The sequence below is a fragment of the Asanoa sp. NPDC049573 genome, from assembly GCF_040676615.1.
Classification (GTDB): Bacteria; Actinomycetota; Actinomycetes; order Mycobacteriales; family Micromonosporaceae; genus Asanoa.
Genome location: NZ_JBFAPI010000008.1, coordinates 79,782 through 105,222 on the forward strand (window position 1 = coordinate 79,782; position 25,441 = coordinate 105,222).

Below are 25,441 nucleotides of genomic sequence, written 5' to 3' on the forward strand. Positions count from 1 at the left end.
AACGTACGCCAGCGGCAAGCGCGTTCAGGCCAGGGTGTGCACCTCGAGGGTGCCGCCGGCGTAGTCGGAGCGGACGCGCTTCTTGTCGAACTTGCCGACCGAGGTCTTGGGTACCTCAGGGATGAAGCTCCACCGCTCCGGAACCTGCCACTTCGGCAGCCGCTCGCCCAGGAACGCGCGGAGTTCGTCGGGCGTCGCCGTGCTGCCCTCGCGGAGCACGACCGTCGCCAGCGGGCGTTCGTCCCAGCGGTCGTCGGGGACGCCGACCACGCAGGCCTCGAGCACCGCGGGGTGGGCCATCAGCACGTTTTCCAGCTCGACCGACGAGATCCACTCGCCGCCGGACTTGATCACGTCTTTGGCGCGGTCGGTCAGGGTCAGGAAGCCGTTGGCCGAGAGGGTGCCGACGTCGCCGGTGCGGAGCCAGCCGTCGCGGAACTTCTCCGGGTCGGGCTCGTCTTCGCCCAGGTAGTGCGCGGTGACCCAGGGGCCGCGGACCTCGAGTTCGCCGACCGACTCGCCGTCGGCCGGGACCTGCTCGCCGAGCGGGCCGATGATCCGGGCCTGCACGCCGGCCGGGAACCGGCCCTGCGTGTAGCGGTAGGCCCACTCCTCGTCGCCGCTCACGCCGGCCGGCGGGCGGGACACCGAGCCCAGCGGCGACATCTCGGTCATCCCCCACGCGTGCACGATCTGCACGTCGTGCCGCTCCTTGTAGGCGTTCATCAGCGCCGGCGGGCAGGCCGAGCCACCGACGATCGCCTCGCGGAGCCCGGAGCCGGGCTGGATGTGGTCGAGGGCGTCGTTCCAGATCGTCGGCACCGCGCCGGCCTTGGTCGGCTTCAGCGCGGCGATCATCTGCGCGATCGGTGCGCCCTGCAGGAAACGGTCCGGCATGATCAGCGAGGCGCCCGACATGAACGCGGCGAACGGGATACCCCACGACATGGCGTGGAACATCGGGACGATCGCCAGCTCACGGTCGGTCGAGCTGAGGCCGAAGGCCTCCGGCATGCAGACCTCCATCGAGTGCAGCCAGATCGACCGGTGCGAGTAGGCGACGCCCTTCGGGTTGCCGGTGGTGCCCGACGTGTAACAGAGCGCGGCCGCGTCGCGCTCGTCGACCTCGGGCCAGTCGAACGTGGTCGGCCTGCCCGCCAGCAGGTCGTCCCAGTGGTGCACGGTCACCCGCCCGGCCAGCGGTGCCGGGTCGCCGCCACCGACGACGACCACATGCTCGACGCTGGTCATCTGGGGCAGCACCTTGGCCAGCAACGGGATCAGCGTCGTGTCGACCAGGACCACGCGGTCTTCGGCGTGGTTGGCGATGAACGCCACCTGGTCGGGGAACAGCCGGATGTTGAGCGTGTGCAGCACCGCACCCATGCTGGGCACCGCGAAGTAGGCGACCAGGTGCTCGTTGTTGTTCCACATGAACGTCGCGACCCGCTGGTCGCCGGTGACGCCGAGGTCGTCGCGAAGGGCGTGGGCCAGTTGTGCGGCCGTCGCGCCGACCTCGGCGTAGGTCATCCGCCGTGGCTCGGCGCCCGTCCAGGTCACCACCTCCGACGCGCCGTGCACGGTCGCGCCGTGGTCGAGGATCCGGGAGACGAGGAGCGGGGCGTCCATCATCGTGCTGCGCATACCAACAACTTAGTGTCGCAGCTCACATCGGACCAGATCAGATGAGTGTCTCCGCCTTGGCTTCCATCTCGGCCGCGGTCGGCGGCTGGCCGGCGGCCGGCCCACCGCGCAACTCCCGGTCCGGGAGCAGCACCGTGACGACCACCGCGACGATCGCGATCAGGCCGGCGACCAGGAAGACCGTGTGCAGCGAGTCGACGAACGACACCTGGATGGCATTGCGTACGGCGTCCGGCAGCGCCAGGATCTTCGACGGCTCGTTGATCGAGATGTCGCCGGTGCCCAGGGTCCCGCGCACCGCCGCGGTCTGCTCGGGAGTGAGCGTGCTCAGCGCGCCCGGCACCCGCGAGGCCGTCTCGGTGGCCAGCCGGCTGCTCAGGATCGCGCCGAGGATCGCCACGCCGAACGAGCCGCCCAGCGAGCGGAAGAACGTGACGGCGCTCGTACCCGCGCCCAGGTCCTTCATGTCGACCGCGTTCTGCACCGCCATGACCAGCGACTGCATGGACAGGCCGAGGCCGATGCCGATCAGCACCATGAAGCAGAACGCGACGCCGAGCGAGCTGTCCACCTGGAGCTGGGTGAAGAGCAGGATGCCGAGGCCGAGCAGCACCGAACCGGCCACCGGGAACCACTTGTAGCGGCCGATCCGGCTCATCGCCCGCCCGGTGAGCACCGAGGTCACGATCACGCCGGCCATCATCGGCAGCATCAGCAGGCCGCTCTTGGTCGGCGACGCGCCCTTGACGATCTGCAGGTAGAGCGGGATGAAGATGATCGACCCGAACATCACCAGGCCGAGGATGAAGCCCGCGCCGTTGGCCAGGGCGAACGTCGGCCGGCGGAAGAGCCGCAGCGGGAGGATCGGCTCGGACGCCCGGTTCTCCTGCACGAGGAACAGGCCGGAGAACACCACGCCGATCGCGATCAGGCCGAGGATCGTGCCGGAGCCCCACGCGTACTCGGAGCCGCCCCAGCTCAGGGCCAGCAACAGCGCGCTGACCCCGATCACGAGCAGGCCGGCGCCCAACCAGTCGATCTTGTGATCCCGCTTGTGGAACGGGATCAACCGCATCACCCGGTACGCCACGATGATCGCCACGACAGCCAGCGGCACGTTGATGTAGAAGATCCAGCGCCAGTTGGTCTCGGCGAAGTAGCCACCGACCAGCGGCCCGGCCACCGACGCGACACCGAAGACCGCACCGAAGAGCCCCTGGTAGCGACCGCGTTCCCGGGGCGACACCACGTCCGAGATGATCGTGAAGGCGAGCGTCATCAGACCGCCGGCGCCGATGCCCTGGATGCCGCGGGTGAAGATCAGCTCGGTCATGTTCTGCGACAGGCCGGCCAGCAGCGAGCCGACCAGGAACGTGCCGATCGAGAACAGGAAGACCGGGCGGCGCCCGATCAGGTCAGAGATCTTGCCGTAGAGCGGAGTCGACGCCGTCGACGCCAGCAGGTAGGCCGTGACCACCCACGAGTAGTGGTTGATCCCGCCGAGCTCACCGACGATGGTCGGCAGGGCGGTGCCGACGATCGTCTGGTCGAGCGCCGCGAGCAGCATGCCGAGCATGAGGCCCGACATGAGCAGCATGATCTGGCGGTGGCTCAGCTGAGGGCGGACGGGGGTGTCGGTGCTCATTGCGCAAGTGTTCTGCTGAACTACCTGCATCTGCCATGAAATGTGCAGCGCACCACTCAAACACCCCCTGACCAGCGGGGATCAGGGGGTGCGTGCAGCCGGTGGGTTACTTGGCGAATATCTCGACGATCGTCTTGGTGAACGCCGTGATGTCGTTCGGGTTCCGGCTGGAGATCAGGTTGCCGTCGACGTGCACTTCCTCGTCGACCCACTCGGCACCGGCATTGACCAGATCAGTGCGCACGCTGGGGTACGAGGTGAGCGTCCGCCCCCGCACGGCATCGGCCTCGATCAACGTCCACGGTCCGTGGCAGATCACACCGATCGGCTTGCCCGCGTCGGCGAACGCCTTGACGAACGCGACGGCGGCCGGGTTGGTCCGCAGCTTGTCGGGGTTGGCCACGCCGCCCGGCAACACCAGCCCGTCGTAGTCACCCGGGTCGACGTCGCCGACCTCGCGGTCGACCGGGTAGGTCTTGGACTTCTCGGTGTGGTCCATCGACTGGATCGAGCCGCCCTTGATCGAGATCAGCTCGGCGCGCCCACCGGCCTTCTCCACGCCGTCGCGGGGCTCGACGTACTCCGCCTCCTCGACGCCGTCGGTGGCCAGGAACGCTATCCGCTTGCCTTCGAGCTGCATGGGTGGTCGTACCTCCTCAGGATGTCGTGTCGGGGTGGTGCATCTCCCGGTCGGCGGCCGGGTCGGACGGGTTCGGCCGACCCCCTTCGATCACGTTGCGCCCGCCGGACCCGAGGGTGATCGTGCGGCGGCCGCCGCGCACCACCCGAGGGAGGGTCGCGGTCAGCAGCCCGTGATCCATCACCGCGTCGACCCGATCGGGGTCGACGTCGGCCGGCAGCGCGACCCGGTATTCGAAGGCCCGCTCGGCACCGGCCGCGGGCTCGCTGCGGGCCCGGATGACGACCTCGCGCACGTCGACGTCGAGCGCGACCTCCTCGGGAGCCACCCCTGGCAGCCGGGCGGTGATCGTGAAGGCCTCGTCGGTCTGGTCGAGGTCGATGTTGCTCAACGCGCCGCGGCCGAACCCGGACCCGACGAGCCGGCCTAGCTCGGCCCGCAGAGATTGGAGTTCCGCGAAGGGATCCCAGCGCCGTTCGGGTGCGTTCATAGGTTTGTCGCTACCCACGGCGGGGGTGGCAAAACTTGGTTGGTGGAGCCGCCTCCGAGAATCGAACTCGGGACCTACGCATTACGAGTGCGTCGCTCTGACCGACTGAGCTAAGGCGGCGTCTGCCACGCGCGGGCGGACCCGTGCGACGGCCCGCCCAGCATACGGCACCGGGTCGGGTGTCACGCCACCGGTCAGACTCCCGATCGACGGCTGTGCGTCGCACACCGGCCGGGGCTAGGCTCCCGCACGTGACGGATGATGCCACCGTGTCGCCCCCCGTCGAGCGCCTCCCGCAGTCCGAGGCCACGCCCACGCGGCGACCCCGCCCCCGCACGATGAACCCGATCGAGCTGGGCTTCAACCCGCGTCCGCCGGTGCCGTGGCTGGGACCGCTGCTCCTGTTGAGCACCGGCCTGCGTACCCTCCTGGCCATTCTCTTCGGCGCCTATCTGGACAAGCGCGAGCTGCAGAACGCGCTGCCCGGCGACGTGATCGAGGAGCCCGGCACCGACGGCGAGCTGTGGCTCGACTACGTGGCCGACCTGGGCGACGGCTTCAACTCGACCTACTCGATCGCCTACCTGCTGGCCCAGCCCGAGCTCGAGCTCGACGGCCGGACGCTGCCCCGCGGCCAGATGCTGGTGATGGGCGGCGACCAGGTCTACCCGACGGCGAGCGCGCCGGCATACGAAGACCGGTGCAAGGGCCCCTACACCGCGGCGTTGCCGTGCTCGCCGGAGTCCGGGCCGATCCCGACGCTCTACGCGGTGCCCGGCAACCACGACTGGTACGACGGCCTGACCGCCTTCCTGCGGCTGTTCGCCCGGCAGCGGGACGCGTGGCTCGGCGGTTGGCGTACCAAACAGTCGAGGTCCTATTTCGCCGTGCGACTGCCGGCCGACTGGTGGCTGGTGGCGCTCGACGAGCAGTTCGGCGCCTACGTCGACGACCCGCAACTCAACTATTTCGAGGCCGCGGCCCGCCAGTTCGGCCCGGACAGCAAGATCATTCTGGCCACGCCCGAGCCGTCGTGGGTCAAGGCGACCACCGAACACCCCGACGCGTACGGTGCCGTCGACTACTTCATCCGCACGATCATCGCGCCGACCGGCGCCCGCGTCCGCCTGATGCTGTCGGGCGACCTGCACCACTACGCCCGCTATTCCGGCGTCGACCGCGAGCTGGTCACCTGCGGCGGCGGCGGCGCCTACCTGTACCCCACCCACCAGTTGCCGTCGGAGATCACCGTCCCGCCGACCGACACGCTGGCCCGCCGCTCAAGCCAGTCCCGCCCGTTCCGCCTGGCCGCGACCTACCCCGACGCGCCCACGTCGCGCCGCCTGGGCTGGGGCATCTTCGGCCGCCTACCGACCCGCAACGCGGGTTTCACGACCTTGATCGGCGGCCTGCAAACCCTGCTGATGCTGGCGATGGCCGGCATCGCCACCCAACAACGCGACGAGACCGGCCTGCGCCTCTTCAGCATCCCCCTCGTCAGCATGCTCGTACTCACCCTGCTCGGCGCCGCCTTCTTCGCAAAGCCACCCACGGCAACCGGCAAACGCTCCTGGCGCCACTGGATCCTGGGCGCCGGCCACGGCCTGGCCCAGATCGCCCTGGCCGCCCTCGGCACCTGGATCTGGCTGCTGACCCCGTTCCCGGACTGGCCCTGGCCGCTGTCCCTGATCGTCGCGCTGGCCATCTACTGGCCGGTGTCCGGCCTGGTCGGCTCCCAACTCGTAGCCCTCTACCTGCTCATCGCCGGCCGCTTCGGCGTCAACATCAACGAGCTCTACGCCGGCCAGGGCATCGACGACGTCAAAAGCTTCCTACGCCTACACATCGCCTCCGACGGCGCACTGACGGTCTACCCGTTCGCGGTCGACCGCATCTGCCGCGAGTGGCGCACAAACCCAACCGCTCCCGACGACCGCCCTTGGCTGGAGCCGGCACAAAACCTGATCTACCGCCCCGCCGACGCACCCTTCACCCTCCGCTGAGCCTTCGGGCGAACCCGAGGACCGCCCCCGCCGACCCACCCTTCGCGCACCGCCGAGCCATCGGGCGCCCTTCACTTACCGCTGAGCCTTCGGCAACGGATGGCTCGGGTCCGCGGTGGGCGCGACCGTCGCTCCCGCCAGGGAGCGCTCCGCTGCCACGTCCGCGGTCGGTCGCCCTCACCCGCCCGCCGCACCCGGCGGGGGTATCTGTTTCAGGCGGCACATGTTTTGGCATGTACGCACATACCAAAACATGTATGCCCGCGAGACATCGGGCGCTCCAGGGACCAGTCCCAGGGCGGCAAGGCCAAGTCCAAGGCCCACGTCCCCGGCTGGCCCAGACCCGAGCCAGGCCCAGACCGGAATTCCCAAGGCGCGGACCCTGCAGCGCAAGGCACCAGGCCCGCGGACCCTGGGCCCTTGGGTGGGGCAAGGGCCATCCCTTAACACTGTCCCGGGCCCCGGGGGAGGGTCCGGTCGTGCTGTGCGCGGCGAGCGCCGTTTGGGTGGTGGTGGCGGTTGGGTTAGGCGTCGGCGCTGTTGTATTGGGCGTCGTGGGCCTTGCGGGGGCCGCAGACGCTGGCGCGACTGCAGGAGCAGCGGGAGCCGTCGGCGTCCAGGCGGACTACTACTGAGTCGCGGGGGACGCTGTGTGCCACTACCCGGCCGTCGCCTTCCGGGGTGGTTACGCGGGCGCCTACGGCGGGGGCGCTGGCCTGGAAGCTCTGGTATAGCGGGTGTTCGTATTTCAGGCAGCACATGAGACGTCCGCATGCGCCTGAAATGCGTAGCGGGTTCAGTGGCAGGTCCTGGTCTTTGGCCATGCGGATGGTGACCGGCTCGAAGTCGGTCAGGAACGTGGCGCAGCACAGGTCGCGGCCGCAGGAGCCGATGCCGCCCTGCACGCGCGCGGAGTCTCGGGCCGAGAGTTGGCGTAGCTCGACCCGGCAGTGCAGGGTCGCGCCCAGGTCACGGACCAGGGAGCGGAAGTCGACCCGGTGGGGCGCGGTGAAGTAGATCGTGGTGCGGGCGCTCGCGCCGGACGGGTCGAGCACGTGGTCGACGGCGACGACCTTCATCGGGAGGGCGTGTTCGCGGATCAGCTTCTTGGCCGCCGCCTTGGCTTCGGCCTTGCGCTTGCGCTGAACCTCGTCACGCTTGAGATCCGCCTCGGTGGCCATGCCGGCCAGCTTCGGGAAGCCCGACGTGTCGTCGTCGACCCACTGAGCGGCCCAGACGCACTCCGCCACCTCGGGACCGTCGTCCGTGGGGACGAGTACCCGGTCGCCGACCACCGGGGTCAGGTCGACCGGATCGAGGTAGTAGAGGCGGCCGTAACGGTTGAAGCTGACCGCGCACAGCATGCCCATGCCCGCCACCTTACGTCGGTCGGTGTGGCGTACACGACCATGCGCCTTTCGGACGATTTGCATTGTCCGTACGAATGGGACGCTTCTTCGTGCCGCAACCCTCGATCTGGGTGATCGTTGGCCGAGGTGCGTCAAGCGTCGGGGGCCGGCACACTCGGGTCGTGCCGGCCCCCGATTCGTATCGATGTCGGTCGCCGGACGGTTGAAAGCCGCATCGATCGCGGGACAAGGCCGGACCTGTTGGCGTTGAGTGGCACCACCAAGCCTGCGGGGGGTGCAGGAAATGGCCACGGCGTCGCTGCCGGAGCGGTTGCTCCCGAGCGCGACGCCGTCGCCATGTGGAAGGTCGCCGGATCTACCCGTTGCTGGTCGCGCCGCGTAATTCGACGCAGCAGTGCCCCGGACGCGGCGCGAGCACGGCGTCGACGCCGTTGGCTTCGAGGCCCGTGAGAAAGCCGCCGAGATAGGCGTGGTTCATACCGCACACCAGCTCGGTCGAGCGCGCCGCCAGCGGATGGAACGGGCAGTTGAGCAGCCGGATCTCGGTCGGCCCGGTGCGCTCCGGCTCGAAGCCGCGGCGTTCCAGCATCGTCTCGCTCAAGGTGAGGGAGCGTTCCGGGCCTAGCCGGCCGGGGCGGGTGCGGGCGCGCTCGGCCGCGCCGAGTTCCTCGCCCCGCGCGCGGGCCGTGCGCAGCGCCGCGGCCCGCGCGTCTTCGCCGGGCCGGTGGTCGAGGACGGCGTCCAGCAGGATCTCGGCGATCACGTCGGGGCGGCGGTCGGGGATGCTGATCTGGATGTCGGCGTCGGCTGGCTCGTAGACCTTGGGCTTGCGGCCGACCTTGCGGACCCCGCCGGGGCTCTCCTGGCCCGCGCGCAGCAGGCCGGCGGCGACGAGCTTGTCGAGGTGGAACGCGGCGAGCTTGGCGGAGATGCCGGCGTGGGCGGCCGCCTCCTCGCGGGTGACCGGGCGGCGGGCGCGGCGGACGTAGGAGAACAGCCGGCGGCGCTGCTCGTCGCCCAGCACCGCGAGCGACTCGACTGAGTTGCTGGGTGCGGTCATCTCTTCACGATATCGCAAACTTTTGCTGGCACAACCACTGCCCCTTGACCTTTCTCGGCAATAACGCCAATACTTGTTGGTGAAATGAGGACTGAGGAGGCGCCACCGTGCGGCATGAGATGACACTGCAGCGCACCACGGTGCACGAGACCGACGGGATCAACCTCGCCGCCGCCGAGCAGGCCGCCGGGCAGTTTCTGCGGGCGCTCGGGCTGCGCACCGACACGGAGAGCATGCGGGGTACGCCGCAGCGGATGGCCCGCGCGTACGCCGAGCTGTTCAGCCCGCGGCCGTTCGACCTGACCACGTTTCCCAACGACGAGGGCTACGACGAGCTCGTCCTGGCCCGTGCCATCCCGCTGCGCTCGGTGTGCGAGCACCACCTGCTGCCGTTCGTCGGCACCGCTCATGTCGGCTATCTGCCGGGGCAGCGGATCCTGGGCCTGTCGAAGCTGGCCCGGGTCGTCGAGCACTTCGCCTGCCGCCCGCAGGTGCAGGAACGGCTCACCAAGCAGATCGCCGACTGGCTGCAGACCCAGCTCGCCCCGAAGGGCGTCGGCGTCGTCATCGAGGCCGAGCACACCTGCATGACGCTGCGCGGCGTGCAGGCCACCGGCTCGACCACCATCACCTCGACCATGTTGGGCACGCTCCGCGACGACCCGCGCTCCCGCGGCGAGTTCCTCGCGCTCACCCGGGTCGTCGGTTGAAAGGAGGAAGACCATGACCGCATACGCGATCGTCGGCGCCGGTCTCGGCGGCGCCAAGGCCGCACAGACCCTGCGCGAACAGGGTTTCACCGGCCCAGTGGTGTTGATCGGCGAAGAGCACGAACGTCCCTACGAGCGTCCGCCGCTGTCCAAGGGCTACCTGCTCGGCAAGGACGAGCGCGAGAAGATCTACGTCCATTCCGCGCAGTGGTACGCCGAGCACGACGTCGACCTGCGCCTCGGCACCCGGGTGACCGCGGTCGACCCCGCCGCGCACGAGATCACGCTCGCCGACGGCAGCCGGCTGGGCTACGCGAAGCTGCTGCTGACCACCGGTTCCTCGCCGCGCCCGCTCGCTCTGCCGGGCGCCGATCTCGACGGCGTGCTCTACCTGCGCCGGGTGCAGCACAGCGACCGGCTCAAGGAAGCGTTCCAGCCGGGCAAGCGGATCGTCGTCATCGGCGCGGGCTGGATCGGCCTGGAGACGGCCGCCGCGGCCCGCGAAGCCGGCGCGACCGTCACCGTGCTGGAGAACGCGGAGTTGCCGCTGCTGCGGGTGCTCGGTCGCGAGGTGGCCCAGGTCTTCGCCGACCTGCACGCACGGCACGGCGTCGACCTGCGGCCCAGCGTGCAGGTCGCCGAGATCAGCGGCAGCGGCGGCGTGGCCGACGGCGTGGTGCTCGCCGACGGCACCCGGATCGACGCCGACACGGTGGTCGTCGGGGTCGGCATCACCCCCAACGTCGAACTCGCGGCCGCCGCCGGGCTGGCGATCGACAACGGCATCGTCACCGACGAGCACCTGCGCACCTCGGACGCCGACATCTACGCGGCCGGCGACGTGGCCAACGCCTTCCATCCGTTCCTCGACCGGCACGTCCGGGTCGAGCACTGGGCCAACGCGCTCAACCAGCCGCAGACGGCGGCCCGCGCGATGCTCGGCCAGGACACGACCTACGACCGGTTGCCCTACTTCTTCACGGACCAGTACGACCTGGGCATGGAATACACCGGCTACGTCGAGCCCGACGGCCATGGCCAGGTCGTCTTCCGTGGCGACCCGGGCGCCGGCGAGTTCATCGCCTTCTGGCTCGGCGACGGCCGGGTCCTGGCCGGGATGAACGTCAACGTCTGGGACGTCACCAAGCCGATCCAGGAACTCATCCGCTCCCGCGCCCCGATCGACCCGGCCCGGCTGGCCGACCCGCGGGTGCCGCTGGAGGCGCTCGCCGAGGGCTAGAAGGTCAGCCGGGTGGTCCGCTCATAGCTGGCCGGCGGTGCGCCGGTGCCGCCGGCCGGCCGCGCGGCGGCGATGTGATGCCGGTGCAGCAGGGCCTCGCCGTCGGTGACGGCCTCGTCGATGACCGCCAGCACGCGGGTGGCGATCGCCGCGGCCGACCGCGGCGCGTCGGCCAGGCCGAGCACCACCGAGACCGCCGAGGCCGAGCCGAGCGCTGCGGCCAGGACGGCAGCCAGGCGCGCCCGCGTGCGGGTGATCCAGTCAGCGACCTCGTCGGCGAACCACGCGGTCGCCGCCAGGTCGTCGGCCGCCGCGCCCAGGTCGCCGGCGAGCCGCTCGGCGTGTGCGGCGAATGCCTCGCCGGCCGGGCCTTCCCACGCCGCCGGTGTGGTCACCGAGGCCCGGGCGCCGGCATAGGGGCCGGCCCGCGCGCGCACCTCGACCGCCGCCGCCGCGATCGGAGCTGCCGACAGAGACGGCACCAACGCCGTGACCGCCTCACCCGGCAGCGCCCGCATCCGCCGCAACAGCGCCCAGACCGGATCGTCTTGCGCGGCCCCGAACCGGGCCAGCACGTCGTCAACGCGCGCCAGCAACTCCCCCGCCGGCCCAGCGAGATGATCGAGCGCGTCAGCCATCACCCACCGCCATCACCGGACGGCGCCGGCGCGGGCGACCGAACGCCGCGACCGGTCATGACTCACCGGCCGAAGTGGCGCGTCGGGCCGACGAGCCCTCGGCGCCCGCGTAGCCGCCGCCGGCCGCGCGGAGCGTGGATGCCGTCTCGGTCAGCCGGGCCGCGAGCGCGGCGGACGACCGCTCGCGCGCGACAAGCTCGCCGGCCCAACGGGCATGCAACTCACCCGCGAGCGCACCCAGCGCACCCGGCACCCCAGCGCCGAAGGCCGCCGGGCCCGGATCGACCGGGGTCAGCCCGACAAGCTCACCGGCCGCCGCCTCCAGCCCCCGCGCCGCTGCCGACAACGGTGACGTCATGGCTCCTCCAGCGGCGGATAGTCGGCGAAGGTCTCGGCCCGCAGCTTCTCCCGCGCCCAGCGCGCCGCATCGGTCGCCGCCGCGATCGTCGTGGTCAGCGACACCGACACGTCGCGGTTGCCGCGCCCTTGCAGGTTGCCCACCACACGCACCTCCGTCACCTCCCCCGCCGCGGTCACGACCACCTCGACCAGGCCGTCGGGCGAGCGGACCGTCACCTCGGTAGCCCGCACCGCCTTGTCGAATTCGGCGCGCAACGAATCGATGCGGCGGTAGCGCGCAATCGCCTCTTCGACCCAGGCCTCGTCGATCTCTCGCGGCATTCGGCTCCCTCACCGACGGTGTCGCGACCACCACCACACGTCGTCCAGGCATCGAACCGTACCGCTGGATCAAGGACCGCGAAAGTCCGCCTGTGGATAACCGCCAGCCTGTGGATAACTATTGCCAGAGGGAGAGCATCATCGCCTCGACGGCGATGCGGGGCTTGACGTTGGCGTCGATCGCCGTGCGGCACTCGAGGACCGCCTCCAGGCGGCGCAGCGCGTCGTCGGGGCTCCACTTGCGGGCGGCGGCCTCGGCCAGCGACACCGCGTCGGTGTGCACCGGCGCCACCGGCGCGGCAAGAGTCCGCACCAGCACGTCGCGGTAGAAGCCGGCCAGGTCGACCAGCGCCCGGTCGAGCGCGTCGCGCTGCGCCCGGGTGGCCCGCGACTTCTGCCGCTTCTCCAGGTCTTTGAGCTGCCCGGCCGACCCGCGCGCGGCGCCGGCCGCGCCCCGGCCGGTGCCACCGGCGCCCAGCGCGGTCTCCAGGGCCGACCGCTCGCTGGTGTCCATCTCGGACACCGCCGACGCGGCCTCGGCCTCGGCCGACTCGATCAGCGCCGACGCCGCGTCGAAGCAGGCGCCGACCCCGGTCAGCCGGCGCGGCACCGCGAGGACCGCCTCGCGGCGGCGGCGGGCGTCGGCATCGCGGGCCAACCGCCGGGCCCGGCCGACGTGCCCCTGCGCCGCGGCGGCGGCCCACGCCGCCGTGTCGGGCTCGATGCCGTCGCGCGCGGTCAGGACCGATGCCACCGCGAAAGCGGACGGCTGGCGCAGCGTCACCACCCGGCACCGGGAGCGGATCGTCACGGAGATGTCGTCGGGGTGCGTCGAGGGGGTGCAGAGCAGGAAGACCGTACGCGGTGGCGGCTCTTCGATCGCCTTGAGCAGCGCGTTGCCGGCCTGCTCGGTCAGCCGGTCGGCGTCTTCGATCACCACGGCCTGCCACCGCCCGCCGGTCGGCGAACTGGCCGCCCGCAGCACCAGGGCGCGCATCTCGTTGACGCCGATCGACAACCCGTCGGGGGTGACCATCCGCACATCGGCGTGGGTGCCGCCGAGGGTGGTGTGGCAGCCGGGGCATTCGCCGCAGCCGACGCCGGTGCGGCACTGCAACGCCGCCGCGAAGGCCCGGGCGGCGACCGACCGGCCGGAGCCGGGCGGCCCGGTGAAGATCCACGCGTGCGTCATCGCCGAACCGGTGCCCGAGCCGTCGAGGATCGCCGCCGCACCCGCCGCCGCGCGGCGCAGGGTGTCGACGGCCTCCTCCTGGCCCACCAGGTCGGCGAAGACGTCAGCCACGTGGTTCGAACTCCCGTTCCGGCGGCGCGCTGCGTTGGGTGGCGGGCACCCGGGCGGATGGCTTGCCGTCGTCAGGAGCTTCGTCCGGAGAGTCCGGATCGTCCGGCTGATCCCGCTTGGCCGCGTCGATTATCGAGGCTATCTCCTGCTCGGAGAGTTCCGGCTCGGTCGTCGTGTCGGGCTGCCGCGCCGGCGACGGGTGCTCCGGCCCCGGGTCACCGAGCATCGGCGTCACCCGGTCGAACACCGCGAGCGCGATCTCGTCGCTCGGCCGGGTGCCGTCGAGCACCAGGTAACGACGCGGGTCGGCGGCGGCCAGGTCGAGGAACGCGTAGCGGACCCGCTCGTGGAACGCCACCGACTCGGTCTCCAGCCGGTCGTGCGCGCCACGGGCCGCCGCGCGCGCCAGCCCGACGGTCGGTTCGACATCGAGCAACACCACGAGGTCGGGCTTGAGCCCGCCGGTGGCCCAGGAGGAGAGCCAGGACACTTCTTCGACCGGGAGGGTACGACCGGCGCCCTGATAGGCCAGCGACGAGTCGACATAGCGGTCGCTGATCACCACCGCACCGCGGGCCAGCGCCGGCCGGACGACGCTGGCCACGTGGTCGGCCCGGTCGGCGGCGTAGAGCAGCGCCTCGGCCCGGGGCGACAGCTCGGCGTCGCCCTCGAGCACCATCGAGCGGATCCGGCGACCGACCTCGGTGGCGCCCGGCTCGCGGGTGACCACCACGTCACGCCCCTCCGCCCGCAGCGCGTCGGCGAGCGCGGCGACCTGGGTCGACTTGCCGCTGCCCTCGCCACCCTCGAAGACCACGAACACGCCGCGCCAGGCCGACGGCTCGGCCGGGGAAAGCGGCCGGCCGCGCATCGAGCCCCAGAGGTCGGCCAGCACGCCGACGCCCGGCTTGTCGTCCATCTGCTTGAACGCGCTGATCCCGGAGAGGATGCCGGCGATGCCGGCGGCCAGCAGCAGCAGCCGGGTCGACGAGATGGAGATGCCGAGCGAGGCGATGTCGAGTCGGCGGGAGCCGCCGACGCCGACCAGCAGGCTGCTCAGCGCGATCGCGACCATCAGCACGATCCGGGTGCCGGTCTGCACCACCGCGAACACCCGGCCGCGGACCTCGTCGGCGACCTCGATGCCGAGCAGCGTGATGCCGGCCAGGAAGGCCATGCCGGCACCGGCGCCGACCAGGATGCAGCCGACGATGGCCATGGACAGGTGGATCGACGCGGCCAGCACGATCACGGACGCGGCGGCCAGCACGATGCTCATGCCGAACCAGCGCCGCCGGGACAGGTCCTTGATGATCGCCGGGCCGAGGCCGATGCCGACCGAGAGGCCGACGAACAGGAACGCGAAGAGCAGGTAGAAGGCCGCGTCACCGGCGTTGAGCGACTGGGTGAAGAACCGGGCGGTGCCGATCACCACGCCGCCGCCGGCGAACGCGCCGAAGATGCCCAGCACGAGGCCGCGGACCAGCGGCGAGCTGCCGATGAACTTCCAGCCGTCGATGAACTGCCGGACCATGCTGGTGTTGACCCGGTCCGCCGCCGCGGTGCGGCCACTGATCTCTTTGATCCCGTAGAAAACGACGATCGCGGTGGCCAGCCGGGAGAACGCGTTGAACCAGAGCGCGAGTTGGGCCGGCTCGGCCCAGTTGGACGGCTCGCTGCCGGTGATGCCGCGCACGCTCGCGTCCAGCGCCGACAGGGCGACGGCGGCGAGCACCGGCGTCAGCCCGTACGTCGTGATCAGGGTCAGCTGGTTGGAGACCTCGAGGCGGGACTTCGGGATCAGGTTGGGAACGGAGGCTTCCTTCGCCGGGATCCAGATCAGCGTGATGGCCTCGATCAGGAAGGTGGCGACGGCCGCCCATCCGACGACCAGGCCGCCGGAGACGCCCAGCAGCGCGACCACGGGGATCGACGCGAACAGCACGAACCGCAGCAGGTCGCAGATGACCATCGTGTAGCGGCGGTCGAACCGGTCGGCGAGCACGCCGGCCACCGGACCGAGCACCAGCGCCGGCAGCAGCCGGACGGCGATCACGCCACCGAACGCGAGGCCCTTCGCGGTGTCGCCGCTGACCTGGGCGGATGCGAAGATCGAGGTGGCCAGCAGGCCGAGCCAGTCGCCGAACGACGCGACACCGAGCACGAGCCAGAGCCGGCGGAAGGGCCGGATCCGCAGGACGGCGCGCAACGCACTCACGCCCGACAGGTCGACCTGTTGAGCGCGGTTGGTGGTGCCTGACCCCTCGGACCGTGTGCCTACCGCGGGCCGCTCGAGCTGTTCGTTCGTGTCGATGGCCGTACCTCCGCGTGCCGGCCCATCGCTGGGCTCCCCCGCACACACTCTAGCGGCGGGGACGATCTCGACTACCCCGACATTCCCCTGACCGGACCAGGGCGGACGCACCCTTACGGGTGCCTCGTACGTGAGGGTGTTTCGGATTCCACAGGGACCCGATACCGTGACGCTGTGTCCGGTAAAAGCACCGAAAACCCCCAAAGGGCGAGACTCGACCGCGTGACGGCGGCGCTCGATCCGCCCTTCGCGGTCGTCGACCTCGCCGCGTTCGACGCCAACGCCGACGCGCTGGTCGCCCGCGCGGCCGGCAAGCCGTTGCGGGTCGCGAGCAAGTCGGTGCGCTGCCGCGAGCTGTTGACCCGGGCGCTGGCCCGGCCGGGCTGGGCCGGTGTGCTCGCCTTCACGCTCGCCGAGGCTAACTGGCTGGTGCGGACGGGGGTGACAAACGACGCGGTAGTCGCATATCCGACGGCCGACCGCGCCGCCCTGCGCGACCTCGCGGCCGACGAGCGACTGCGGGCCGGCGTCACCCTGATGGTCGACAGTGTCGAGCAACTCGACTTCATCGAGTCGGTCACCGGCAGCGCCGCCATCCGGCTCTGCATCGACCTCGACGCCTCCTACCGGCTCGCCGGCGGCCGCGTCCACCTGGGTGTGTTCCGCTCTCCGGTGCACGCTCCCGACCAGGCCCGCACGCTCGCCGAGGCGATCGCCAAGCGCCCCGCCACAAGGCTGACGGGCATCATGTCGTACGAGGCTCAGATCGCCGGCCTCGGCGACGCACCACCCGGCCGGCGCGCCCGCGGCCTCGCCATCCGCGCGCTGCAGAGCCGCTCCTACCAGGAACTGCTCGACCGCCGCGGCAAGGCGGTCGCCGCCGTCCGCGAGATCGCCGACCTGGAGTTCGTCAACGGCGGCGGCACCGGCAGCGTCCGGCGCACCGGCGAAGACCCGTCGGTCACCGAGATCACCGCGGGCTCCGGCCTCTACGGCCCCACGCTGTTCGACGCCTACCGGGCCTGGCGCCCGACCCCGGCCGCGTTCTTCGCCCAGCCGGTGGTCCGCCGCCCCGGGCCCGGCCTGGTCACCGTGCTCGGCGGCGGCTGGATCGCCTCCGGCCCGGCCGAGCCCAGCCGGCAACCCAGCCCCTGGCTGCCCGCCGGCCTGAAAATGATCGGCACCGAGGGTGCCGGCGAGGTGCAGACCCCGCTGCGCGGCGCGGCCGCCGACTCGCTGAAGGTCGGCGACCGGGTCTGGTTCCGCCACGCCAAGGCCGGCGAACTCAGCGAGCACGTCAACGAACTACACCTGATCGAGGGAGACGCGGTGACGGCGGTGGCCCCCACCTACCGCGGTGAGGGCCACGCCTTCCTATAAGTGCGCGCTAGACCGACACGTGCCGGTGCAGGTATTCGCGGATCAGTGCCTTGGCCTCCGCGAGCACCTGCTCGTCACCGTCGGTGCGGCGGCGGAACGCGAGCTTGATCAGCGCGTCGGCCGCCTCCACGGCGATCTCCAGCGCGAACCGCAGGCGCGGTTCGTCGGCGACGTGGAACTGCTCGACCAGCAGCCGCGCGAGTTGCTCGGCGATGACCGCGTTGTTGTCGCGCTCCTCGTCGAGCAGGTGCACGTCGACGACGTCGCCGAAGTGCAGGGTCCGGAAGCCGGGGACGGTGCGATGCATCTCGATGTATTCGTCGATGCCCGCGTCGACGCCTTCCCACCAGTCAGCGAAGGTGCCGCTGCCGAAGCGGGTGGCCAGCCGCTCCAGATAGGCCTCCATGTTGCGCAGGGTCAGCGCCTGCACGATGGCCCGCTTGTCGGGGAAGAACTGGTAGACGGAACCGATCGCCACTTCGGCGCGCTCGGCGAGCAATGTGGTCGTCAGGCCCTCGTAGCCGACCTCGTCGACGATCTCGGCGCACGCATCGAGCATCCGCTGAACGCGGGCCACACTGCGGCCCTGCACCGGCACCCGGCGCAGCGGGCCCGTGGTGACGGCTGATGTCGTCATGCCTCACCACATCCTTCCTCTTTCGGCCCCGCCGCGCGGGGGGAACGTTACTCGGCTCAACGAGCAACCCGGATGAGAGGTATTCAGCAGAAGGGCGGTATTTGCACGGAGTATGGCCAGCACGCTCTTACACGTTCCGCCGGATACTGATATGAAGGCGGTTCACATTATGGAGGGCGCCGTGAACGCGAGTCGAGTGACTGACTGGCGCAACTGGGCAGGCAACCAGCGGGCCGCCTCGCGGGTCGCCCGACCGGGCAGCACCGACGAGCTCGTCGAGATCATCAAGGCGGCCGCCGGCGGGCGGGTCAAGCCGGTCGGGTCGGGTCACTCGTTCACCGACATCGCGGTCACCGACGGGATCCGGCTCGATGTCGGCGCCCTGGCCGGCCGGGTCGACGTCGACCGCGTGCTGCGCCGGGTGACCGTGCCGGCGGGCATGACCCTCGCGACCCTCAACGCGCTGCTCGCCACACACGGCCTGGCGCTGCCCAACCTCGGCGACATCGACGCGCAGACGGTCGCGGGCGCGATCTCCACCGGCACGCACGGCACCGGCGCGGCCCTCGGCTGCCTCTCCACGTTCGTCGCCGGGCTGACCCTGGTCACCGGCACCGGCGAGGTGCTGCACTGCGACGCGCGAAACGAGCCCGAGGTCTTCGCCGCCGCCTGCGTCGGGCTCGGCGCGCTCGGCGTGCTCACCGAGGTGACCCTGCAGTGCGTCGACGCGTTCACGCTGCGCGCGCACGAGCGTCCCGGCCGGGTGGCCGATGTCCTGCGCGGCTGGCAGACACTGGTCGCCGAGAACGACCACTGCGACCTCTACTGGTTCCCCTACACCGACCGGGTCCAGATCAAGACCAACAACCGGGTGCCCGCGCACGACCGGCCGCTGCCCGGCTGGCGCGGCTGGCTCGACGACGACTTCCTCGCCAACACCGTGTTCGCCGGCGTCTGCCGGCTGGGTCGCGCCGTGCCCGCGGCGGTCGGCCCGATCAACGAGATCTCCGCCCGCGCGCTCACCGAGCGGGTCTACACCGGACGGTCCGACGCGGTCTTCTGCACGCCGCGCCGGGTGCGCTTCACCGAGATGGAGTACGGCCTGCCCCGCGAGGCCTTCCCGACGATGCTCGGCGCGCTGCCCGGCCTCATCGACGCGCTGCCGTTCAAGGTGCAGTTCCCGGTCGAGGTGCGGTTCACCGCAGCCGACGACCTACCCCTTTCCCACGGGTACGGGCGGGAGAACGTCTACATCGCGGTGCACCAGTTCGCCGGCGCACCCTACGAGCCCTATTTCCGGGCCGTCGAAGACCTGGCCCGCGAACTCGGCGGCCGGCCGCACTGGGGAAAGCTGCACTACCGCGACGCCGAGTCGCTGGCACCGGTCTATCCGCGGTTCGACGAGTTCGTCGCCCTGCGCGACCGGCTCGACCCGCACCGGGTCTTCGCCAACGCCTACCTCGAGCGGGTGTTAGGCCGCTAGCACGTCGGCGACGACCACGGTGACGTTGTCGAAGGTGCCGCCGGCCAGCGCCAGCGAGACCAGGTGCCTGGCGCACTCGTCGAGATCCGAGACTTCGCGCAGCGTACGCCCGATGATCGCGTCTTCGACGTAGTCGGACAGACCGTCGCTGCACAACAGCAGCCGGTCGCCGGGTTCGACCGGCAGCAGCGACGTCGCCGCCCGGTAGCTGTCGCCCTGCACCGCCTGGGTGATCACCGAGCGCCGCGGGTGCCCCCGGGCCTCCTCGGCCGTCAGCGTGCCCTTGTCGACCAGCATCTGGACGAACGTGTCGTCGCGGGTCAGCCGGACAACGTCGGTCGCGCCCGCGGCCAGCAGATAGCCCCGCGAGTCACCGACGTGCAGGAGCCCGAGGTGCTCGCCGTGCAGCAGGCCCGCGGTCACCGTCGTGCCGGCGCCCTGCCCGTCGGAGGCGATCAGCGCGTTGGCCTGCTCGACCGCGGCGGCGAGCGCCGCGTCGGGGTCCGGGTGGTCGGCGTCTTCCAGGCCGCGCAGCGAGTCGATGACGATCTCGCTGGCCATCTCGCCGGCCGGCATGCCGCCGACACCGTCGGCGATGACCACCAGGCGGCGGCCGGCGAACGCGGCATCCTCGTTGTTGGGCCGGACCGGACCGACGTCGGTCGCGGTCACGGCCTGCAAGATCAAACGGGGCATGCGTACGAGCATCTCAAACCCGTCGATCGCAGTCTCTACGCAGTATTTCGTAGGGTGTGTGCGTGATGCCGGTGACGCTGGTCGGTCGGGCGCGGGAGCGTGCCGAACTGGCCGCTGCGTGGGCGGCCCTGACCAGCGGCTCCGCCGGCCCGCAGGTGGCCGTGCTGACCGGCGAGCCGGGCGCCGGCAAGAGCGCGTTGGTCGCCGCCGTGGTCGGCGCGCTCGACCCCGCACCGGTGACGCTGCTGGCCGGGCAGGCCCGGATCCACTCGCCGGCACCCTACGACTGGCTGGCCGCCGTGCTCAGCGGCCGCGACACCCGGGGCCTGCCCGCGCCGGCGCCGGCGCTGGCCTGGCTGGCACAGCACGACGCGGCCCCGGTCGAGCGGTTCGCACCCGGCGCGCTGCTGCGGGTCGCCGCCCGGGTGGTGCGCGCCCTGGCCGGCGCCGGCCCGGCCGTGCTGGTCGTCGAAGACCTGCACGCGCTCGACCCGGCCAGCCTCAACCTGGTCGGCGAGCTGGCCGCGGCACCCGGGCTGCCGGCGTTGCTGCTCGTGACCAGCCGGCCGAGCGCCGACCCGCTGGTCGCCCGCACGCTGGCCCGGCTGACCGGCACCGCCGGGGCGGTCCGGCAGCACCTCGGCCCGCTGCAACCGGCCGACGTCGCGGCGGTGCTCGCCCAGGTCTACCCGGGTCGGGAGATAACGGCCGAGGCCGCACGGACCGTCTGGAACCGCACCGGGGGCAACGCCTACCGGTTGACCGAGCTGATCGCGACCTGGCCGGCCGACGACCTGCCCGCGCTGCTGGAGGCCGATAGCGACACCGAGCCGCCGGCCGAGCTGACCGCGCGCGAGGTCGAGGTGCTGGTCTGCCTGCGCGACGGGATGGCCAACAAGCAGATCGCCCGGGCGCTGGGCATCTCCGTGCGCACCGTGACCGTGCACGTCTCCAACCTGCTGCGCAAGACCGGCACCGCCTCGCGCACCGAGGCTGCCCTCTGGGCCGTCCGCCACAGTCCCGCCGCTCCGTCGTTGACCCCGCGTAGCCACCCGTAAACCGTAGGGATCCGTCAAGGGTCGCCATCCATTGACCGGCGCCTACGTAGTCGGCAGGCTCCACATTGGTGCTCTTCGACGTGGAGGAGCCCCTTTGTCATGAGCGAGGGGGATGGATGAGATCGAGACGAGCTATGGCGGCGACAACCGCCGCCATGCTGGTGGCCGCGTTGGTGGTGACGGCGTCACCGGCCCAGGCGAAGGCACCCGGGTCCGGTGACCGGCTGGAGGTCTACGTCGGCACCGTGACGCCGGCCCAGATGGGCGAGTTGCGCGCGGCCGGCGTCGACGCCGACGAGGTCACCAGGGGCGCCGACGGGGCCAACACCCGGGTGGAGGCCGTGCTGAGCGGTCGCGAGGCCGACCGGCTCGCCGACCGGGGGGTCAAGCTCTCGGTCAAGAAGATCCACGGCAAGGCGGCGTCGCAGGTGCTGCGCGAGCAGGCGGCGGCCGGCTGGGACGCGTTCCGGCCCTACAGCGCGCCCGGCGGCATCCGCGACGAATACGTCGCCACCGCCGCCCGCTATCCCAAGATCACCGAGGTGGTCAACTTCGGGAAGAGCACGCAGGGCAAGACGATGACCGCCGTGCGGGTGACCAAGAACGCGAAGAACGTTCGCGACGGTTCCCGGCCGGCGACGCTCTACATGTCGGCACAGCACGCCCGCGAGTGGATCACCGTCGAGATGAACCGGCGGTTGCTGCACTACGTGCTCGACAACTACGGCAAGGACCCGGCGATCACCAACCTGGTCGACAAGACCGAGCTGTGGTTCGTGCCGGTGGCCAACCCCGACGGCTACGACTTCACGTTCACCGCCGACCACCGGCTGTGGCGCAAGAACCTGCGCGACAACGACGGTGACGGGCAGATCACCACCGTCGACGGCGTCGACCTGAACCGCAACTACGCCTACAAGTGGGGCTACGACAACGAGGGCTCCTCGCCCAACCCGACCAGCGACACCTACCGCGGCCCCGGTCCCAACTCGGAGCCGGAGACCAAGGCGCTCGACGGGCTTTACGGCAAGATCCGCCCCGAGTTCTTCATCAACTACCACTCGGCCGCCCAGTTGCTGCTCTACGGCGTCGGCTGGCAGGTCAGCACCCCGTCGCCGGACGACGTCATCTACGAGACGATGGCCGGCGACGACGCCCACCCGGCGGTGCCCGGCTACGACCCCGACATCTCGGCCGAGCTCTACACCACCAACGGCGACGCCGACTCGCACCTGTCGGCGCGCTGGGGCGGCCTGGGCTTCACGCCGGAGATGAGCACCTGCGCGACGGCCTCAGACTCGGTGCCCGACGACCAGTGGGTGGCCGAAGACTGCGTCAGCGACTTCATCTTCCCCGACGACGAGAACCTGATCCAGGCCGAGTTCCAGAAGAACATCCCGTTCGCCATCGCCACCGCCCAGTCCGCGCTCGACCAGGACGACCCGGTGTCGGTGGTCGGTCGCAGCACGCCGGACTTCGTGGTCGACAAGTTCGACGTCTCCTACGGCACCAAGCAGCCGGTCGCGGTGACCGCCCGGCGGGCGCTGCGCGACGTCGAGATGCACTACGTCGTCAACGGCGGCCGGCCGCGCACCACCGGCGTCCGCGAATGGCGCGGCGGTGAGCGCTACGGCAACGAGGGCGACGAGTTCTACGCCGAGTTGCGCGGCAACGTCACCGGCAGCAAGAAGGGTGACCGGGTCGAGGTCTGGTTCAGCGGTCGCAAGCCCGGCAAGGGCGTCGTGGCCAGCGAGCACTTCACCTACACGGTGTCGCAGGACATCGGCGGCGACGTGCTGGTGCTGGCGGCCGAAGACGTGACCGGCATCAGCCCGGCCCAGGAGGGCACGTCGGCCAAGTACGCCGACGAGATGGTCGCCTCCCTGACCGCCGCGGGCCGCAGCAGCGACGTCTACGACTTCGACACGCAAGGCCGCGAGGCACCGCACCCGCTTGGCGTGCTCTCGCACTACAAGGCGGTGGTCTGGGAGACCGGCGACGACATCATCATGCGGTCGCAGGGCCAGGTCGGCGGCACGACGACGAAGTCGGCGCTGGAGACCGAACTCGCCGTGCGCGACTATCTCAACGAGGGCGGCAAGGTCTTCATCACGGGCAAGAACGCGCTCTACGCCCAGGGCATCAACGGCGCCTACTACTACGAGCCGGAGGTGCCGGCCCAGCCCGAGTGCACGGTGCCCAACGACCCGCCGTGCCTGCCGCTGTTCAACGACTTCCAGCAATATTATCTGGGCGCCTACGCCTACATCGACGGCTCCGGCTCCGACGACGAGGGCAACCCGCAGCCGCTCAGCGGCACCAGCGGGCGGTTCGACGGCTTCACCGGCACGCTCAACGCGCCGGGCTCGGCGCAGAACCAGGACCACACCGCGTCGTTCCTGGCCACCTCGAGCATCCTGCCGCAGGACGAGTTCCCGTGGTTCGGGCCCAGCTCGGCACCGGTCGGCTGGGTCCGCCCGGGCGCGCCGCCGTTCGACCCCTACGAGGGCGACTACTACGCCTTCAGCGGGCGCGGTGACGCGGCCTACAAGCGGCTGGCCCAGACCGTCGACCTGACCCAGGCGACGTCCGGCGAGCTGAAGTTCTGGAGCTCCTACGACACCGAGGCCAACTGGGACTTCATGTTCGTCGAGGCACACGTGGTGGGCAGCGACGACTGGACGACCTTGCCGGACCGCAACGGCAAGACCACCCAGAACCCGGGCGACAGCTGCTCGGCCAACCTGCCCAACCGGCTGCACCCGCAGCTCAACCACTACGTCAAGTTCGTGGCCACAGACCAGCCGTGCGAGCCCACCGGCACCACGGGCAGCTGGAACGCGGCGACGGGCTCGTCCGGTGGGTGGAAGGAATGGTCGGTCGACCTCACGCCCTACGCGGGCAAGCAGGTCGAGTTCTCGATCACCTACATGACCGACTGGTCGACCGAGGGTCTGGGCGTCTTCGTCGACGACGTGCGGGTCACCGCCAACGGCCAGCCGGCCGCGTCGACCGGCTTCGAGACCGACCTGGGCGGCTTCACGGTGCCCGGGCCGCCCACGGGCTCCGGGCCCAACCCGTCCGACTGGACCCGCACGCAACTCGGGTTCGAAGAGGGTGCGGTCGTGGTGACCAGGGACAGTGTCTACACCGGGTTCGGCTTCGAGGGCCTCGCGCCCGCGGAGCGCAACGACCTGGTCAAGCGGGCCATGCGGCACCTGATCGGCTGAGTTCGCGTCACATGGCAGAGGGCCCCTTCGTCATGAAGGGGCCCTCTGTTCATGCAGCACGCGTACGACCCGGGTGATCAGGTCGTGCGGGATCGGCTCGGTCCAGCGGAACTGCAGCGCGTCTTTGGCGCCGCGGTAGGGCGCGACCGCCCGCTCGAAGTCGTCGTCGGCGCGGGGCGCGGGGTAGAGCGAGACGAACTTCTTCCAGGCGGCGTAGTAGACCAGCACCTTGCCGCCCACCGTCACCGCCGGGATGTTGTAGCTGATCTTCTCGCCCGTGTTCGGCAGGGCGGCCAGAACGGTCCGCCGCACGGCTCGGGTGATCTCCTGCTGGTCTGCGGGCAGCGCGTCGAGATAGTCGTCGACGCTCGCGAACTTGGCGGCCATAGGGCCAGGATGGCGGATCCGGCGGTCAGAACAGGTAGACCTGTCGGTCTTCGACCGACTGGTAGCCGATCTTCTGGTAGATCGAGTTGCTGATCGGGTTGTCCAGGTCGGTGAACAGCACGACCTCGTGCGGGCGGGCGGCGGCGCTGACCGCCGCCGTCACCGCGGCGCCGTAGCCGTGGCCGCGATGTTCTGGCGGGGTGTAGACCGGGCCGACCCGCACGACGCCGCCGGCCGGTTGGCGGACCCCGGCCGTGGCCACCGGTGCGCCGTCGACTTCCCAGACAGTCAACCCGCCGTAGGCGAGGCTGGCATCGACCGAGTCGGCCGGCGACCCGACCGGCTCGTCGATCTCCACGGAGAAGGCGGTCAGCCACCCGATCAACAGGTCGCGGTCGGCAGCGCCGGCGACCCGGGCCCGGCCGGGCACCGCGGGTGTCACCAACTCGCCGAGCCGGTAGAGGCGGGACCGCACGCCGGGGCGGGCGGTCGTGCCGGTGCGGCGGCACCAGGCGTCGACGAACGCCCGGGCGGCCTCGTCGGTGGAGTTGACCCCGGGCACGCCGTCGAGCAGCGCCGCGAGTTGCGTCGCGGCCGCGGGCGCGGCGGTGCCGCCCAGCAGCAGCGGCCGGGGCGGGGTCCAGACGAAGGCGGAACCGTCCGGGTGCCAGCCGAAGACCGGTGAGACGCCACCGACGGCGGCCGCGCCGCCCGCGGCGACCTTCCCGGAGATGGTCAGCAGCAGCGTGTTCGCCACCGGGCGGGCCAGCAGGCCGGGGCCCGCCGCGGCACGGAACTTATCGACGTCCGACGTGATGGACCACATCGGACG

Annotated in this window: 22 protein-coding genes and 1 tRNA gene; 7 read left to right on the forward strand and 16 right to left on the reverse strand. The window is 71.1% G+C overall.

The window, feature by feature from the left end; all coding sequences use genetic code 11:
* Positions 1-24: 24 nt before the first annotated feature.
* The 5 genes from AB0J74_RS19665 to AB0J74_RS19685 form a co-directional block, all read right to left on the reverse strand.
* Positions 25-1,644 carry a fatty acid--CoA ligase gene (locus AB0J74_RS19665; protein WP_363449785.1) on the reverse strand — a complete coding sequence of 540 codons (1,620 nt, stop codon included), beginning with the start codon at positions 1,642-1,644 and terminating at the stop codon, positions 25-27.
* Between the two features lie 37 nt (positions 1,645-1,681).
* A complete protein-coding gene (locus AB0J74_RS19670; RefSeq protein ID WP_363449787.1) occupies positions 1,682-3,289 on the reverse strand; it encodes an MDR family MFS transporter in 1,608 nt (535 codons plus the stop codon).
* Positions 3,290-3,395: 106 nt separating this feature from the next.
* Complete coding sequence (locus tag AB0J74_RS19675; protein ID WP_363449789.1) at positions 3,396-3,929, reverse strand: type 1 glutamine amidotransferase domain-containing protein; 534 nt, start codon at positions 3,927-3,929, stop codon at positions 3,396-3,398.
* Positions 3,930-3,945: 16 nt separating this feature from the next.
* Positions 3,946-4,419, reverse strand: a complete 474-nt coding sequence (locus AB0J74_RS19680; protein WP_363449791.1) for an Hsp20/alpha crystallin family protein — start codon at positions 4,417-4,419, stop codon at positions 3,946-3,948.
* Between the two features lie 43 nt (positions 4,420-4,462).
* Positions 4,463-4,539, reverse strand: a tRNA-Thr gene (locus AB0J74_RS19685).
* Between the two features lie 149 nt (positions 4,540-4,688).
* On the opposite strand from AB0J74_RS19685, the gene AB0J74_RS19690 reads away from it, so the two are divergent.
* Positions 4,689-6,422, forward strand: coding sequence for a metallophosphoesterase (locus tag AB0J74_RS19690; RefSeq protein WP_363450226.1), 1,734 nt, complete (start codon positions 4,689-4,691; stop codon positions 6,420-6,422).
* A 524-nt stretch (positions 6,423-6,946) separates the two neighbouring features.
* On the opposite strand, the gene ricT is transcribed toward AB0J74_RS19690, so the two are convergent.
* Both ricT and AB0J74_RS19700 read right to left on the reverse strand, forming a co-directional pair.
* Positions 6,947-7,792, reverse strand: a complete 846-nt coding sequence (gene ricT / locus AB0J74_RS19695) for a regulatory iron-sulfur-containing complex subunit RicT (RefSeq protein ID WP_363449794.1) — start codon at positions 7,790-7,792, stop codon at positions 6,947-6,949.
* 355 nt (positions 7,793-8,147) lie between these two features.
* Positions 8,148-8,852, reverse strand: a complete 705-nt coding sequence (locus tag AB0J74_RS19700; RefSeq protein ID WP_363449796.1) for a helix-turn-helix domain-containing protein — start codon at positions 8,850-8,852, stop codon at positions 8,148-8,150.
* Positions 8,853-8,971: 119 nt separating this feature from the next.
* Here AB0J74_RS19700 and folE point away from each other — a divergent pair, with 119 nt between their 5' ends.
* Together folE and AB0J74_RS19710 are read left to right on the forward strand one after the other, a co-directional pair.
* Positions 8,972-9,562, forward strand: coding sequence for a GTP cyclohydrolase I FolE (gene folE, locus AB0J74_RS19705; RefSeq protein ID WP_363450228.1), 591 nt, complete (start codon positions 8,972-8,974; stop codon positions 9,560-9,562).
* Positions 9,563-9,575: 13 nt separating this feature from the next.
* Entirely contained in the window at positions 9,576-10,802 is a 1,227-nt protein-coding gene (locus AB0J74_RS19710; RefSeq protein WP_363449798.1) for an FAD-dependent oxidoreductase, read from the forward strand.
* On the opposite strand, the gene AB0J74_RS19715 is transcribed toward AB0J74_RS19710, so the two are convergent.
* From AB0J74_RS19715 to tmk, 5 genes are all read right to left on the reverse strand, one after another.
* Positions 10,799-11,440 (reverse strand): hypothetical protein, encoded by a 642-nt coding sequence (locus tag AB0J74_RS19715; protein ID WP_363449800.1) that lies wholly within the window; start codon positions 11,438-11,440, stop codon positions 10,799-10,801. The two genes, AB0J74_RS19710 and AB0J74_RS19715, sit on opposite strands and share 4 nt — an antisense overlap.
* Before the next feature lie 55 nt (positions 11,441-11,495).
* Positions 11,496-11,798, reverse strand: a complete 303-nt coding sequence (locus tag AB0J74_RS19720) for a hypothetical protein (protein ID WP_363449802.1) — start codon at positions 11,796-11,798, stop codon at positions 11,496-11,498.
* Positions 11,795-12,121, reverse strand: a complete 327-nt coding sequence (locus AB0J74_RS19725; protein WP_363449804.1) for a YbaB/EbfC family nucleoid-associated protein — start codon at positions 12,119-12,121, stop codon at positions 11,795-11,797. The genes AB0J74_RS19720 and AB0J74_RS19725 overlap by 4 nt, the downstream gene beginning before the upstream one ends.
* Positions 12,122-12,239: 118 nt before the next feature.
* Positions 12,240-13,424: a DNA polymerase III subunit delta' gene (locus tag AB0J74_RS19730; protein WP_363449806.1), complete on the reverse strand. Its 1,185-nt coding sequence runs from the start codon at positions 13,422-13,424 to the stop codon at positions 12,240-12,242.
* Entirely contained in the window at positions 13,417-15,642 is a 2,226-nt protein-coding gene (tmk, locus tag AB0J74_RS19735; RefSeq protein WP_363449808.1) for a dTMP kinase, read from the reverse strand. The genes AB0J74_RS19730 and tmk overlap by 8 nt, the downstream gene beginning before the upstream one ends.
* Before the next feature lie 270 nt (positions 15,643-15,912).
* On the opposite strand from tmk, the gene AB0J74_RS19740 reads away from it, so the two are divergent.
* The gene (locus tag AB0J74_RS19740; protein WP_363449810.1) at positions 15,913-17,118 is read left to right on the forward strand and encodes an amino acid deaminase/aldolase; all 1,206 of its coding nucleotides are present in this window, start codon (positions 15,913-15,915) and stop codon (positions 17,116-17,118) included.
* Positions 17,119-17,125: 7 nt separating this feature from the next.
* Here AB0J74_RS19740 and AB0J74_RS19745 read toward each other — a convergent pair whose 3' ends face one another.
* Positions 17,126-17,755, reverse strand: coding sequence for a TetR family transcriptional regulator (locus AB0J74_RS19745; RefSeq protein ID WP_363449812.1), 630 nt, complete (start codon positions 17,753-17,755; stop codon positions 17,126-17,128).
* Between the two features lie 169 nt (positions 17,756-17,924).
* Between AB0J74_RS19745 and AB0J74_RS19750 the strand changes: the two genes are divergently transcribed.
* Entirely contained in the window at positions 17,925-19,238 is a 1,314-nt protein-coding gene (locus AB0J74_RS19750) for a D-arabinono-1,4-lactone oxidase (RefSeq protein WP_363449814.1), read from the forward strand.
* Here the strand turns inward: AB0J74_RS19750 and AB0J74_RS19755 are convergent.
* Positions 19,227-19,934 (reverse strand): protein phosphatase 2C domain-containing protein, encoded by a 708-nt coding sequence (locus tag AB0J74_RS19755; RefSeq protein WP_363449816.1) that lies wholly within the window; start codon positions 19,932-19,934, stop codon positions 19,227-19,229. The genes AB0J74_RS19750 and AB0J74_RS19755 overlap by 12 nt on opposite strands.
* A 65-nt stretch (positions 19,935-19,999) precedes the next feature.
* On the opposite strand from AB0J74_RS19755, the gene AB0J74_RS19760 reads away from it, so the two are divergent.
* Both AB0J74_RS19760 and AB0J74_RS19765 read left to right on the forward strand, forming a co-directional pair.
* Complete coding sequence (locus AB0J74_RS19760) at positions 20,000-20,992, forward strand: AAA family ATPase (protein ID WP_363450230.1); 993 nt, start codon at positions 20,000-20,002, stop codon at positions 20,990-20,992.
* 155 nt (positions 20,993-21,147) lie between these two features.
* Complete coding sequence (locus AB0J74_RS19765) at positions 21,148-24,222, forward strand: M14 family zinc carboxypeptidase (protein WP_363450232.1); 3,075 nt, start codon at positions 21,148-21,150, stop codon at positions 24,220-24,222.
* Positions 24,223-24,252: 30 nt separating this feature from the next.
* Here AB0J74_RS19765 and AB0J74_RS19770 read toward each other — a convergent pair whose 3' ends face one another.
* On the reverse strand, positions 24,253-24,609 hold the full coding sequence (locus tag AB0J74_RS19770) for a DUF1801 domain-containing protein (RefSeq protein ID WP_363449818.1): 357 nt from the start codon (positions 24,607-24,609) through the stop codon (positions 24,253-24,255).
* Between the two features lie 25 nt (positions 24,610-24,634).
* On the reverse strand, positions 24,635-25,435 hold the full coding sequence (locus tag AB0J74_RS19775) for a GNAT family N-acetyltransferase (RefSeq protein ID WP_363449820.1): 801 nt from the start codon (positions 25,433-25,435) through the stop codon (positions 24,635-24,637).
* Between the last annotated feature and the right edge of the window lie 6 nt (positions 25,436-25,441).

What these genes read in the sequence shown, in the direction of transcription:
- AB0J74_RS19665 (WP_363449785.1), bottom strand. Translation starts at nt 1,644, where the DNA reads ATGCGCAGCACGATGATGGACGCCCCGCTCCTCGTCTCCCGGATCCTC.
- AB0J74_RS19670 (WP_363449787.1), bottom strand. Translation starts at nt 3,289, where the DNA reads ATGAGCACCGACACCCCCGTCCGCCCTCAGCTGAGCCACCGCCAGATC.
- AB0J74_RS19675 (WP_363449789.1), bottom strand. Translation starts at nt 3,929, where the DNA reads ATGCAGCTCGAAGGCAAGCGGATAGCGTTCCTGGCCACCGACGGCGTC.
- AB0J74_RS19680 (WP_363449791.1), bottom strand. Translation starts at nt 4,419, where the DNA reads ATGAACGCACCCGAACGGCGCTGGGATCCCTTCGCGGAACTCCAATCT.
- ricT (WP_363449794.1), bottom strand. Translation starts at nt 7,792, where the DNA reads ATGGGCATGCTGTGCGCGGTCAGCTTCAACCGTTACGGCCGCCTCTAC.
- AB0J74_RS19700 (WP_363449796.1), bottom strand. Translation starts at nt 8,852, where the DNA reads ATGACCGCACCCAGCAACTCAGTCGAGTCGCTCGCGGTGCTGGGCGAC.
- folE (WP_363450228.1), top strand. Translation starts at nt 8,972, where the DNA reads ATGACACTGCAGCGCACCACGGTGCACGAGACCGACGGGATCAACCTC.
- AB0J74_RS19710 (WP_363449798.1), top strand. Translation starts at nt 9,576, where the DNA reads ATGACCGCATACGCGATCGTCGGCGCCGGTCTCGGCGGCGCCAAGGCC.
- AB0J74_RS19715 (WP_363449800.1), bottom strand. Translation starts at nt 11,440, where the DNA reads ATGGCTGACGCGCTCGATCATCTCGCTGGGCCGGCGGGGGAGTTGCTG.
- AB0J74_RS19720 (WP_363449802.1), bottom strand. Translation starts at nt 11,798, where the DNA reads ATGACGTCACCGTTGTCGGCAGCGGCGCGGGGGCTGGAGGCGGCGGCC.
- AB0J74_RS19725 (WP_363449804.1), bottom strand. Translation starts at nt 12,121, where the DNA reads ATGCCGCGAGAGATCGACGAGGCCTGGGTCGAAGAGGCGATTGCGCGC.
- AB0J74_RS19745 (WP_363449812.1), bottom strand. Translation starts at nt 17,755, where the DNA reads ATGACGACATCAGCCGTCACCACGGGCCCGCTGCGCCGGGTGCCGGTG.
- AB0J74_RS19750 (WP_363449814.1), top strand. Translation starts at nt 17,925, where the DNA reads ATGGAGGGCGCCGTGAACGCGAGTCGAGTGACTGACTGGCGCAACTGG.
- AB0J74_RS19755 (WP_363449816.1), bottom strand. Translation starts at nt 19,934, where the DNA reads ATGCCCCGTTTGATCTTGCAGGCCGTGACCGCGACCGACGTCGGTCCG.
- AB0J74_RS19760 (WP_363450230.1), top strand. Translation starts at nt 20,000, where the DNA reads ATGCCGGTGACGCTGGTCGGTCGGGCGCGGGAGCGTGCCGAACTGGCC.
- AB0J74_RS19765 (WP_363450232.1), top strand. Translation starts at nt 21,148, where the DNA reads ATGCTGGTGGCCGCGTTGGTGGTGACGGCGTCACCGGCCCAGGCGAAG.
- AB0J74_RS19770 (WP_363449818.1), bottom strand. Translation starts at nt 24,609, where the DNA reads ATGGCCGCCAAGTTCGCGAGCGTCGACGACTATCTCGACGCGCTGCCC.
- AB0J74_RS19775 (WP_363449820.1), bottom strand. Translation starts at nt 25,435, where the DNA reads ATGTGGTCCATCACGTCGGACGTCGATAAGTTCCGTGCCGCGGCGGGC.